This window comes from Vibrio sp. 10N.239.312.D08 (assembly GCF_041466145.1).
Classification (GTDB): domain Bacteria; phylum Pseudomonadota; class Gammaproteobacteria; order Enterobacterales; family Vibrionaceae; genus Vibrio; species Vibrio crassostreae_C.
Map to the genome: position 1 here is coordinate 30990 of NZ_JBFSSD010000001.1, position 12688 is coordinate 43677.

Annotated in this window: 14 protein-coding genes and 1 pseudogene; all 15 read right to left on the bottom strand. The window is 40.6% G+C overall.

Annotation, left to right across the window (positions count from 1 at the left end; genetic code table 11):
• Positions 1 to 851, bottom strand: an 851-nt coding sequence (locus AB6D58_RS00195; protein WP_372155952.1) for a hypothetical protein, incomplete at its 3' end; no start/stop codon positions are given.
• A gap of 63 nt (positions 852 to 914) precedes the next feature.
• The gene (locus AB6D58_RS00200) at positions 915 to 2552 is read right to left on the bottom strand and encodes a DUF3150 domain-containing protein (protein ID WP_372155954.1); all 1638 of its coding nucleotides are present in this window, start codon (positions 2550 to 2552) and stop codon (positions 915 to 917) included.
• An 80-nt stretch (positions 2553 to 2632) separates the two neighbouring features.
• Positions 2633 to 4192 (bottom strand): AAA family ATPase, encoded by a 1560-nt coding sequence (locus AB6D58_RS00205; RefSeq protein WP_372155956.1) that lies wholly within the window; start codon positions 4190 to 4192, stop codon positions 2633 to 2635.
• Positions 4193 to 4308: 116 nt separating this feature from the next.
• Positions 4309 to 4929 carry a hypothetical protein gene (locus AB6D58_RS00210; protein ID WP_372155958.1) on the bottom strand — a complete coding sequence of 207 codons (621 nt, stop codon included), beginning with the start codon at positions 4927 to 4929 and terminating at the stop codon, positions 4309 to 4311.
• 12 nt (positions 4930 to 4941) lie between these two features.
• Complete coding sequence (locus tag AB6D58_RS00215) at positions 4942 to 5118, bottom strand: hypothetical protein (protein WP_372155960.1); 177 nt, start codon at positions 5116 to 5118, stop codon at positions 4942 to 4944.
• Between the two features lie 93 nt (positions 5119 to 5211).
• Positions 5212 to 5451 (bottom strand): hypothetical protein, encoded by a 240-nt coding sequence (locus AB6D58_RS00220; RefSeq protein ID WP_372155962.1) that lies wholly within the window; start codon positions 5449 to 5451, stop codon positions 5212 to 5214.
• A 119-nt stretch (positions 5452 to 5570) separates the two neighbouring features.
• Positions 5571 to 6578, bottom strand: coding sequence for a hypothetical protein (locus tag AB6D58_RS00225; RefSeq protein ID WP_372155964.1), 1008 nt, complete (start codon positions 6576 to 6578; stop codon positions 5571 to 5573).
• A 494-nt stretch (positions 6579 to 7072) separates the two neighbouring features.
• The gene (locus tag AB6D58_RS00230) at positions 7073 to 8101 is read right to left on the bottom strand and encodes a hypothetical protein (protein WP_372155966.1); all 1029 of its coding nucleotides are present in this window, start codon (positions 8099 to 8101) and stop codon (positions 7073 to 7075) included.
• A gap of 77 nt (positions 8102 to 8178) precedes the next feature.
• Positions 8179 to 8469, bottom strand: a complete 291-nt coding sequence (locus tag AB6D58_RS00235; RefSeq protein ID WP_372155968.1) for a hypothetical protein — start codon at positions 8467 to 8469, stop codon at positions 8179 to 8181.
• A 459-nt stretch (positions 8470 to 8928) separates the two neighbouring features.
• Complete coding sequence (locus AB6D58_RS00240; RefSeq protein ID WP_372155970.1) at positions 8929 to 9447, bottom strand: hypothetical protein; 519 nt, start codon at positions 9445 to 9447, stop codon at positions 8929 to 8931.
• A gap of 52 nt (positions 9448 to 9499) precedes the next feature.
• Entirely contained in the window at positions 9500 to 9955 is a 456-nt protein-coding gene (locus tag AB6D58_RS00245; RefSeq protein WP_372155972.1) for a hypothetical protein, read from the bottom strand.
• Between the two features lies 1 nt (position 9956).
• A complete protein-coding gene (locus AB6D58_RS00250) occupies positions 9957 to 10367 on the bottom strand; it encodes a hypothetical protein (RefSeq protein ID WP_372155974.1) in 411 nt (136 codons plus the stop codon).
• 243 nt (positions 10368 to 10610) lie between these two features.
• Positions 10611 to 11081 (bottom strand): hypothetical protein, encoded by a 471-nt coding sequence (locus AB6D58_RS00255; RefSeq protein WP_372155976.1) that lies wholly within the window; start codon positions 11079 to 11081, stop codon positions 10611 to 10613.
• 283 nt (positions 11082 to 11364) lie between these two features.
• Positions 11365 to 11784, bottom strand: a pseudogene (gene radC / locus AB6D58_RS00260) (DNA repair protein RadC); the annotation flags it as partial.
• A 187-nt stretch (positions 11785 to 11971) separates the two neighbouring features.
• Positions 11972 to 12460 carry a hypothetical protein gene (locus tag AB6D58_RS00265; RefSeq protein ID WP_372155978.1) on the bottom strand — a complete coding sequence of 163 codons (489 nt, stop codon included), beginning with the start codon at positions 12458 to 12460 and terminating at the stop codon, positions 11972 to 11974.
• Positions 12461 to 12688: the final 228 nt, after the last annotated feature.

A 12688-nucleotide genomic window follows, 5' to 3' on the forward strand; every position in this document is an offset into this window, starting at 1 on the left:
TGTGACTCGCCAGTGTCGCCCTGTTGGTTTTCACCGTCAGAGGTATCACCTTGCTTGTCCTCGCCAGATTCACCTTGCTGTGACTCGCCAGTGTCGCCCTGTTGGTTTTCACCGTCAGAGGTATCACCTTGCTTATCTTTGTTAGGTTCAGGTTGCTGCTGTTGTTGTTGCTGTGGTTGATTTGGAATTAAACCTTTCAACCAATTAGCAATGCTTTCTGCAAATTCAACATTTTCTAAACTAGATGTTGTCTTTAGTCCGTTGGGTAGCAGTTCATTGAGGTGATCAAAATTCTCAAAACCTAACTCCATAATCATACGAAATTTAGCTTGGGAATAGAGTGAATCCAATGGGGTTGCATTGTTTCTCTCCACTGACATGAAACAGTATATATACTGCTCAATTAGCTCTATAACCTCAAGTTCCTCAGTTTTTTGGAAAAAGCATTTTCGCTTGTAATGCACTAGGCGCCGGTTTAGTACCTTTCGGATACCTCTCCATTTTCGTTGCCCCATATCTTCGATATATGCATCTTCAGCTGAGTCAAATACATTATTACGAAATCCACTAAAAGCATCTTTCGTTAACATACTCTTTGCTTCTGGATCGCTAAATATATGATGAAGCGATTCATGTACAGCTTGCCCTTCTGCAATTTCCATATTGCCTTTATCGCTGAAGTCGGCATTAGGTATATTTACACTAGAATGCCTAGTTGCAGCTTTTGGCGAATCTTCGTAACAAAACGCTACATTAGCTTCGCATAGATTTAAGGCAATTCCGCCACCAGCCAAAGCGTTACTAATAACGCCGAGACTATTTTGTATAGAACGATTATTTAAAGCACTCACTTTTAGCTCCTTTCATGTAGATGAAAAGGACCCCTAGAAGGAGTCCCTTCTAGGGGTATGTAATTAAAGATCAGCAAAAAGTGCTTCCAAATCGACTTCGTTAGATAACGAAGCAATTGTCTGCAACTCAGGTTCATGCTCTTCTTCGATTACTGCCTGTTGTGCTTGCGCAGTCTTTTGAGTTACGTTCCCTGCCTGAAGCTGTTCAGAATCAATCGTCACTGAGAGCGCGTCGAATTCTACTGAACTTGTTTCAATTGTCACAGAGTCTGTTTCTCGCTGTGCATCAAGCATAGGTTGTTCTTGTTCAATCGGCATTTTAGCCGCAGGAGTTTCAATCGGAGTTTCTACTTTCGTATCAACTTTTGTATCTACTTTTTCTGTTTGAACATCAACAACTTTCGCTTGTTGTTTGTTAGGTTCAACGATATCCGCTAAATCAACTTCACCTGATGGTGCTTCGACATCAATATCAGTAGCTTCTTGCGATTCTACTTCAATATTTGTTTCTGCATCGGCTGCAATGCTTGTCTCTTTCGTTGGTTCGGATTCTTCACCAAAATCAAGGTCAACATTACCGCATAAGAAGTCAGTAAGGCTTACCTCTCTTTCTTCTTCACTCTCAGCTTCTAGTTGATGTTTTGCAGCTAATTCAGCAATAGCTGTAGCATGATCAACAGTTTCTTTTGCACCCTTTTCAGCGTTAATAAGAGCCATTAAATACTCTGCTTCGCTCATGCGGGTTGCAAATTCATTGATTTTCACACCAACTTCATAATTGAAGTACATGCTTTCCTTAGTGATCGACTTCGAATCAGGAATATTCTTCATCATCTTGTCGAACTCAGCTGACACTTTTGCAAGTGACGGCTCTAGCTTCTCAGCTTCTTTCACTTTGGATTGCATATTTTGCAGGATAGTAAGAAACACGCCTCGGATACCAGAGCGTCGATTTGATGGATTTGTAAAATCCTCTCGATATTCAGGTTGTTCCATAGCCTTTCTGACACTACGAATGTTGTAGTTCCAGAAGTGCTTCATATCCTGAGCAAGTGACTCAACGATTGGATCGATAAGACCAGCTGCAATTTCAGTTTGAACATTACTGTTAGAAAACAGGTTTTGTACTGACTGAACACAACTATGCACTTGTACTGCTTGTGGTGCGCCGATACGAAATCGGAAAGCTTTTCTTAGGTTCTCAACTGAGGGGTGGTATTTACTGATCTCTTCGCGGAGTTTTGGCTGCAGAAACATTTGCTTCTTAATTAGAGATGGGTACTCATCTAAGAATGTTTCTACGCTTTGCTCGAATTCAGTTAGTGATGAAAGGATTTGGCTATAAACCCACTCCACTTTCGTTTCACTAATGAGGAAAAGACCATTACCTAAGTTAAAACCGTGTTCACGGAACATAGCTCGAACTCGATCACGGATAACTTTGCCAAAGTTGATTTCCTTGGGAGAAAACATCTCCACTGTTGCATTGCCAACCTTGCGGTTGTCTGTAACATCCTGTCCTGAACTGTTGGTGTGTTTCAAGGTACCAACAGTACGGCTAGGTGATGGCACACTAACTGAGAAAGGGATAATGACAAAAACGCCTTCATGACCTTTCGTTGCTTCTAGCGTGTTTTCTACTGCAACAGCAACGCTGCTATTGTTGTCGTTGATTGTTTGGGTGTTGATTTGGTTAGCCATGTGATAGCTCCTACTTGGTTTAAATGTACAAAATAGGGCTATCTCCTGTAGGGAGATTTGCCCTACAGGGTGGTTAAAAGTTACTTTTTAGTGCCGTAAAGAAGCTTATCGTTCTCGATGTCGTATCGGTACAAACCAGGCTGCATAACGTAGCCTTTCATCTTCTTCTCTGTCCCTTTTGATTTCATATAAGTTTGCTGTTGCTGAATGTCATCATTAAAGTCAGATAGTGGCTTGTGGAAATAAACCGTTTTGTTGTTCACTGGGTGCGTGTATAAGGTATGAGTACCGCGGAAGTCGCAGCCAATCATCCAGACCTTGTTAGCCTCATCTTCTTTGTGAAGAAATAAAGCGAAATCTACATCGCTAATATCTTGAGGTTCTGATTCTGGAAACTCAGGAACATACGCCTCAATTAAAGCAGGCTGTTCAAGAGCATCACCGAAACACATTTCCAGTAAACGTAACATTGGGCGACGATCGTCAGGGTTTGCACTTTGGCCAATACACATTTTGTAGACATTATCTACGTTGCGATGACCTTCGTACTTAAGCAATAAATCGCCCCACCCCTTCATCAAACGAATTGAAGTAGGAGTTGAGAAAATTAATTGCTCACCTTGATTCGACTCACTCTGACCGACGTTAATTAGGTCCTCTCCCTCAATATCTAGGTGTGAGTTTTCTAAAGCTTGTGTACACAGTTCGTAGAACGTACACATTGGGTCTAGCGTTGCATTAAGCAGTCGCGGAAACTCTTGCTTCAGAATTGACTTCATTACGTCCTTGCTCGGATAAGTTGCACGAACCCAAAAGAATCGAGCAATAAACGCTCTATCCAAAGGTTCCACTTTGTACAAACCTCTCGGGTCACCTGAGCCAGAAGTTTGGCCGGTGACAAGTAGACGGAACTGTGGATGAGGTAGAACCTCTTCAGCAGTGTCATCAATTGTGAATGGTTTGTAGTCTGCGATATCGTGTAATTTTGCAATTACGGAATCACAGCCCTTATCGATTTCATTAATACACAGCATGTAGCCCGGACCTTTAGCGTCGTAGGCGATAGGTATTAAAGACCAATCAAAGAAAGTTTCGCCATCTTCAATTAAGTAAGTGCCTGTAACTTTATCTTCTCTCGAAGACTTAGTAAGTGAGACTGATAAGAATGGAATGTTTAACTTATCGGCAACGTATCGTGCCATTTCGGTTTTGCCTGTACCGGTATCCCCGTAAATGCCCATTGATAAATGTCGTTTACCTGTCGCAAATAGCACCGTATCAACCAATAAATCTTGGTCAGGGTGATAACTTGCTGGAACATCATTTGGACAGCTTGGGTGTCGATATAAGCGCTTTGGAATGTTGTTGTTTAAGCCAGACCAATAATCCCCGAAGGTATCAACTGGTTTAACCCAGAGCACCTCACGCCAACATGGTAACCTGTCAATCAAGCGTTGTTCTCTCTTTGATAAATCAAAGTAGATTTCAGATAACTTCTCAGGTTTCATGGCTTTGAATTTGTCGTAGTCTGTTGAAAAAACTTCTTCAACTACAACATTTTCGTTTGCCGCTTGTGGTTCTGCGTTTGATTGTGGTTGTTCTTGGTCTAGCTTTTCAGCTGTATTAGTTTGATTTGTCATGCGTGTAGCTCCTTATTGAAGTGGTTTATCACCTTAACGGGGCTACATTTTCCCTAACGGGGTAATTGCAGCCCCGTTAAGGTGAATTTTTTGGTGGAAATGGTTACAAAGAAAAGTTATTCACTTTCTTCATCATGGTTAGTCATGCCTTTGTTTCTGTTCTCAGCGAACAAGCCAGTTAGCATTGACCTGCAAGCGTAGGACTTAAGGCCTTGCTTACTCATTTCTTCCCAATAGGTTAAACTTTTGTCACCAATGTAGGTGTCAACAAATTTACGTAAATTATTACGATTTTCGAACAAGTAGTTCGCCAGTTCATAAGCAAAACGAGTTTTGCAAATGTATTCTGGATAACTCTCACCTTCAGCTGCAGCCTGTAGAGCTTTGTCGTATTCAGGAGTGTAACGGTATAAGAACCACTTCTGCGTATACTCAGCTGCATCTCTGCTTGTCCCTAGTGTTTCACAAAGTTCTATAAAATCATTTGTACCTACAAAGGCGTAAGCCGATTGGTAATGATCAGAACCGAACCCATGTAACTGATGACAACGTAGGTCGTCAACTATCAGGTTCATTTGTGCTTGTGCAATTTTTTTAATCTGCACATTTGTGAAATCTAGTTCGTAAAGCTCTTTTTCTGCGTCATATTCATCAACTTCAGTCATCTTAATTATTTCATCGATGTCGAAGTATTTCTGTAATTCATGCACAGATACTTTTGTAGAGAAAATAGGCATAGAAGTTACTCCTTAAGCGAATAAAACAGTTTGATGAAATTTGTAAGTGCAGTATTTAATCACTTCAGCTCGACGCTCTAAAAAGTCCATACGTGCTAGAACTCGAGAGTTGCCGAAATTTTTCACCAAGTGTGTTTCACCGTTTTGGCGTAACGTTAGAGTTAGGTTGTGGTCGTTGTAAAGCAACATGAGTAGCCCCTTATATTTGGTTGTATCCTAAAGGTCACTACTCACCCATGATCGGGCTTTCGTTCCCGATAGGGTTAGTTGTTAATGAATGGTTTATTTTTGATTTAACTTAATTTCTTCTTCGAAAATCTTAGTTGCTTGGGATAACTCCACTTCGGGAACATCCTTAACCTCTAAGCTATCCTCACCTTTTATCATTAGATATCCCGCTTTGGGGAAGAATTTCTTACGTGATAAAAACAGAGTAACTTGTTTTCCATCAACTTCTAATGATCGGTAAGAACGTACACCTTCTGGGTATTTTCTTATACATTCAATTAGCACTGAAGACATGACCTGCCTCCCGTGTAAGATTGCCGCGAACCTCTAGTTTTTGCATACGAGCAAAACGTACAGGGTCATTTTTGGCCATTGCTTTACGGAATGAATTCATAGTGGTGTTCCTCAGTGGTTTATTGGTGTTTGAAAAAATTTTCGGTATTTTGCAATTCTGCAGATGCGATCTCATGGGCATGAGCCTTGACTGCATCAGGAACTGTCATTTCTGGGTTATTTAGGAAATCTGGGGTTCCTGATTGTAGAGGAGCTCCACCTTCACTTTGGTAGTTCATGATTTGGTCGAGGATACCTTGCGGTAATGATGAAATATCTACCTGACCTAATTGTTGAACTGAGTTTTGCGTCTGCGCATTTGGCTTCACTTGAACATTCTGTTGTACAGGTGCTCGCGCGGGCTCAGCTTGTACCTGAGTAGGTTGCTGGGCACGTGCTTGCTGTTGGCTAACAGGATGTTCTGGCTGCGGTGTGTACGTTTGCGGCTGAACTTGTTGCTCTGGCTGCGGGGCATACGACTGCTGCTGAACAGGTTGCTCTGGCTGCGGGGCATACGATTGCTGCTGAACAGGTTGCTCTGGCTGCGGGGCATACGATTGCTGCTGTGTATGCGTTTGTTGCTGTTGTACAGGAGCGGCATTATTAATCGGAGCAGGTGCTTGATTTTTATTCTGTCGTTCCAATTGCTGTGGCATAGGTGTTCCTGGGAACATCTGACCCATCATGTGCCAAAATAAGTTATGAAGTTGAACTTCATCTCTAAGAAAATTTAGCACTTGTTGGTTACCAAGTTTCGCAGCGGTTGTGTGAAGTTTAGCTAGGTAACGAACGCCTTTCGGTTCATGCTCTATAACCTGTCGAACAAATAGTGTCGTAGTTTTAACATTTTGATAAGTGCTAAGACTAAGATCCCCCTTCACATGAAGAGCATCGCCGACAGCAAATTTCGGTCCAAACGTATTTGTTTGTCCTTTTGTGAAAATTACTGTCATCCATGCTGTACTTGTTCCTTGCTCTGAGCGAGTGCGGTTTGAGCCGATACTGAGTTTTAGGCATTGGTTGTTAGTGTATTCGATAGATCCAATGTTTCCAGACCATTCGAGTTCAGTTTTGTGTGGTACTGACATAGTTAGTAGCTCCTTGGGGTTTCCAGATGGAAAGAAAGGAGCACTACCGTAATGGAGTATTCAATTCTCCCATTGGGTAGTTAAGTTTTTTGTAGCTTTCGCTTTGGTTTTTGTTTCTCATTTCCACAGTGAGGATCTGTTAAGAACGATCTGCCAAGCCCGGAGGTGGTTCGTCGTGTCTTACGGATTACCGTAAATAATCAAATAGATTAAATAGAGAGTAATGCAGGGTGTTTATCTTTTAGCTCGAAAGAATCAAGCCACCAGGTAAACATCCTGAAGGAATAGATAGTGGAATTTTGAATACTAGAAGGAAGCCCACTCAGCATTTCACCCTTAGCGGGTTACTTGGGGTAATTTCCCCACCTTACTTGATGTAAGGCTCTCAGCTGGCAGAGATATGAAGATTAGACTTGATGATAGGGTTTTTAGATAAAGAGGTCAAGCAACCCAAGAACCTAAATTGGTTCTTGAGTAAACTTGAGTTCGGTAGGTTATGAACCGTAATTTGGAACTTCTTCCCATTGATTTTGGAAAACAGCTTGTTCCTCTTGCTCTAGAGCATCTAAATCGATGTGTACGATATTCGATGGTTGAACAGGTTCAGGTTGTTGAGCGACCACAGGTTGCGTCACTACAGGTTGTTCAACTACTGTAGCTTCTTGCTTCTCTGGTTGAGATGCAGGTACAGCTTTTGGTTGTTGTTGAACAGTCTCAGTTGCTGATTGGTTAGCCTTCATTTGTTGAATAGCTTTACGTGCTTGCTTGCGACCACTTTTACCATGTGCTGATTTAACAACCTCTGCATCATAGTAGAAAGTTCCTTTTGCAACTGAATTCCTGAAGAATTCGTCACGGAACGAGATTTCGATAGAAGTCTCTTGGGTTTGAGCAGCCATATCAGATGAAACGTATACGTTTTGTCGTAATGATTTGGACATCTTCTCTTTCTTCTCAATCGTTTTCTTGATGTGAGAAGTCTTTGAAAGAAGTTCTTTTTGCGCGGTCTCTGGTGATAGGCCTAGCTTTTTAGCTTCTTTCTTAGTTTCAGCAGCAATTTTTGCAAATTCTACTTTTTGATCGTCAATATCCACTTCTGAAGAAGCTTTGATTGTGTGACCATATTTGAAGTTACTTTCTAGCATAACACCCCACTTTGGAAACACGTTCGAAAGTTTGATATCAGTGATAGAAACTCGTTCAGGTTGAACAGGTGAAGTAAAAGCAATTCCGTTTACCTTTACGTTACGCAGTGCATTTGAAAATGCATTAACTACTGTAACGAATGGGTTTACGTTTACTGTTTTGTATAGCTTACTTAGCTTTTTATCGTATTGCTTTTGCAATTTGATTTCGGCTTTGAGTTTGCTAACTTGCTTACGAAACACTGTTAAGTTAAGAGTTGTTGTAGCAACCCAAGTAATAACAGAGATAACGCATAAAACAAGACTAGCTAGCAGTAATACATATAAGAATGTTAACTCTGCGTTAAGACCGCTTAGGTAGTTCTCTAGATTAAACATAATGATAGCTCCTTAAAATCGGGCTACTTCCCATAAGGAAGTGAAACCCTATGGGTGGTTTAGGTTAGTTGTTGAGATTAAAAAACTAATTGTTGCAAGTCGTTTGACGGCTTGAATTGATTAGTCGTTTTACTGACTGTCATTTCTTTTGGTTCATGCTGATTTTTCACAAAGTGACTATCTAATGTACCTAAAGATGACATGGCGCTGTATTCTTCAATTTTTTCCGCTTTAAGGTTGTTATCAAACTTAATTTGGTTAATTGATTTTGAGCGTTTGACGTTTCTAATATTGCGATATGTTAAATATGCAAAGAATAGCGTCACGACAGTAATGATAAATACAAAAAGGGAAAGCATTTCCGGCATTGTAAAATCTCCGTTTGGTTGTAAAGTTGCTCGATGAGCGGTTAGGTTTAAGTTGATCGAAAGATCGGTTTGGTTTTTTGTCTTTTTTCCACATCAGACTAATGCCCAATTAAACCGTCATATACACTTATGCAATGATGGTTTAGCTGGCTAAGCTAAAAATTTTGTCATAGACAAAATAAAAAGCGGTGGGAGGTGATTTAGGAGGTGACCGCGGTTGCGATGACTTCCTAAAGCACCTGATAACATCTGTGAAGCCTATTAGCCTCACAGTATGTTAGATTAGGTTAGAAAGTGTTTAAGTCGTACTTTTTCACAAGTTCGTCAAAACACTCTCTAGGTGGCTGTCCGCATTCGTTGCATTGGTCAATGTATTCAACCGACACATCATTAATACTGAGCCCACAATTAGTAGACAATAAATGTTCTACATCTTTTCGATACAATTTTTTATCAGGGTTAAACATATAACTTTTTCTCCACGTTGATTATGAAGTCGAGCATTACATTGTTACCTGAGTTTCTAAACCAACGCTTCCATTCTCCAATAGTTGATTTCGTAGTAAGACTACAAGCGACCATTCCGGAGTTAGTAACGTTGCCATCTTTTAGCATTATGACCAAGTTTCTAAGCAAGCTGTACTTCGAAACACCCTCACTCTGTGGGAGTTTTTCTATAAGTCGCATTGCTTCATCCTGATTAATTTCTCGTCCTGTACCATCTGCATCTATCTGATACCAAATTGCTTCTTGATAAGAGCTGTATGCTTTCATCCAGCCAGGAGCGCAGCCGCGTCCAACTGGAAATACCAGTGAGCCGTAGGAGCGATCCACTAGAATGAAATCAGCACCCTTATATAAGTTTGCAATGTTGATGTTGGCTTCTAGATCAGCAGTTCGAAATCTGCAGTTGTTCTGGTTGAAGCGAGATTTTTTGAGGATGTTTTGGATTGTATTACTAACTTTTGTATTCATCATGATAGTTCCTAAATGGAACTTACCCCACCTGGGTAAGCCCCAGTGGGTGGTTTTAAAGTATTTCCCAATCGAACAGCTTTGGTTTTGTACCAAACTCGTAAGAGTCGTATTCATAACGATCCCCTGATAGCTCAAAACCTTCATTTATCGCATAGGGAATCATTTCTGCTAAGCTGTCAGCTTCATCTTCAGTAAGGTTTAACGCTTCCTGTAATTCAGCTTTTTGCCCAATGGTCATGTCTACGCCGGGGTATAAACTCGTGCATTTCATGATCATTTCATCTACAGAATGTAGTTTCAGCTCATGTACCAAGTCCGTTGTAAGACAATGAATTTTACAGTTGAAGTAACCTTCGTGAGTCGGTGTGCCTTCTTCAGAATAAAGTTGTGGAACCGGAAGGTTGTCAGTTGCAAGATCTTCAATCAAGATACCTTCTGAGTTCCTCCAGTATTTATCTCCAAATTTATATAGATACTTTTCGCCAGCCGTAGTGTGATAAACAGCCATATCATTCTCCTAATTGAATTAGTGAATTCTTGCCATTTACCTTGCCTACTGAGTAACACGAAAAGTTTAATCGCGTTAACTCCGAGCGAAGAGTGTAACTCCAAGGACCAATCACAACTTTAAAGTTGCGACTAATATTGAACGGCGCTGTTGGGTGTACATCTAACTGATTCAGCTTTATTAGCCACCAGCCAATCAACATTGCTTGCTTGTTGATTGCTTTTGCTAGAATCTTTTCATACTTTGACGCATTTGGCTGACGACTAGTGTATGAAATGTCGCGGTAGTCTAATTCCAGCTTTACATTAGGCTGATTGGATTCATAACCTTCTATTGTCATTGTCACATCTGGTAAAAATATAGATGTAGCTGGGTGTACGATAGGTAGGTTTACGATTGGTTCATTCTTCATGATAGCTCCTTACGGAACTCCCCTATTATGTAGGGAAGTTCCCTACTAGGGTTATGGTTTAGTGAGTAATAAAGATATTCAAATTTGCTGTATAGCTAAGAGATTTCTGTTTTGTCGTGCGGAGTCTGGTTAGTTTATCAAACGATGACTTCATCATTGATGTGTCAACAGTCAAATCATTCAAATGACATTCACTTGTTACTTCAATAACTTGGCTTGTCTTGTTCTCGAGTGACTTGAACATCAAAATTCCTCCTTAAAGAACTCTTCAAAAGAGGTTAATTCGGACATATATGATTCGAGGTCAGTGAATTGATATTCCGTGACATCACCTTCGCAATAATAGGCGATATGTAGCTTTTTCTCATTGGCACGAGCATGATTAATGGTGTCACCACCAGTAATGGGTCGATAGCCTTCTTCTTCAGAGAACGAGATCAACATATGAGAAGGACTAGCCATCATGTAAGAGTGCGTAGCCGGTTGTTTCATTTGTTTGCCTAGAAATTGATGTGCTACTTCACTCATTAGAAAAACGAATAAGCGTTCAGCCTTTGGCTTCAAATCAATGACACGACAATTTGTAGCGAAGTCCTTTACGGCGCTGACGTTAGAAAGAAAATCTTCTTGGTTGAGAGTAAACGCGGCTTGCATAACATTCTCAAAAGAGGTGTCATCATTTGGCGATAGGTAAGTTTTAAATACAGAGTGCATGGTAGCTCCTTAGTTGTTGGTTAACGAAAGCTACTACTCTGCCCGAGGGCGTCTGTAATGCCCTCGCAGGTGGTTTTTTAAGTGCAATTTAATGCGTTTAACTGTCGTATTTCCTCAGTGGACTTCTGATAACTCATTCGTTCCGAACCTTATAGGACGGGATTAGGGAGTTACGAACAACGCAACTAAAAGTTGAAAATGTTGTTATGGGTATGAAAATTTGTAATCGCTTTCTAAAGCAAGATGCTTTAGAAAACCATCACAAAGATGGTTTAAATTAAATCTAGATCAAACCGCGTTCAGCGAATGAAACTATTTGACCCTTACCTACTACAAAGTGGTCAAGAACTCGTACATCAACGAGCTCTAGAGCATCTGCAAGCCTGCGGGTAATTCGTCTGTCAGCTTGTGATGGTTCAGCTACTCCAGACGGATGGTTGTGGTAAAAAATCAATGCAGCAGCATTGTGTTTTAAGGCAGTTTTTACAACTTCTCTTGGGTAAACAGAAGCGGCATCAATAGTACCTTTAAACATGATTTCATCATGGATAACGTGATGTTGCTTACTTAAGAACATTACGCCGAATACTTCTCGCTCTTCATGCACTACCTTTGTACTAAGGTAAAGTTTAGTGAGATCTGGTGAAGTCAGCGGTTCTGTTTTTATCTGTGACTCATAAAGATATTCTTCAGCTAGCTTTAGCTTGATATCGTCTGGAATCATCTGTTTATAGTCTTCAAGTGTTGCTTCGCGAATGTCAAAGGCACCTGGTAGTTCGGTTGTTTGTTTGATGTATAACTTCATGTGTAGCTCCTAATTTTGGAACCCGTATAAAGCCATACAGCCCGTTAGGGTGATGGCCCTACGGGTAAAATGGTTTGGTTGGCTTTTAGCCTTGGACTGTAATTTGATTCATGTTTAATAAATCGCGCATTTGAGTCCGTTGGTTAATGAATTTGTGTTTATATTCTGGATGACAACGTAATCCATGAAGCATAGGTGCTCTAGGTATGTCGTTTGTATGTTCTGAAATTTCAGTAACAATTTTAAACATATGAGATAGGGGAACCTCTAAAACCGAGTAATACTCAGAGACTTCAATACCAAAAACTTCATAAGTTGGATCGATATATCTATCCCCTACTTTGATAAAGGCATGTTCAATTGGAAAGCCTACATTGACATAGCCAAGTACATAAGTAGCACCGGTGTACTCTAGGTATCTATAAGAGTTATCAAAGCAAGCTTTAAACTCAGAGAGTTCGCTAGCAATAGCAAATTCATCTTCATTCATTTTTGTTACATCGACTCGTTTAGCTTCATTGGCATTAACGCCAAGCATCATTTGAGCCAGTTGAGGTAGAGTTGTTTGGGTCATATTGGTGTAGCTCCTAGTAAAAGATATAGAGCACACCGTTGGTATGCCCAACGGGATATGTTGATACAAAAGTTGATTCAACATGGTTGTTTGTTTGGTAAAGAGCTCTAGGAGTTCTTATTAAGCATTTTTGCTTGTTGCTTCAAGGTTCGTCATGGCCACAGTGACTTTCTGTTTACTGAACTTTCGAAGCGCGATTAGGCGTCGATAGATGAGTAACTAACTTCA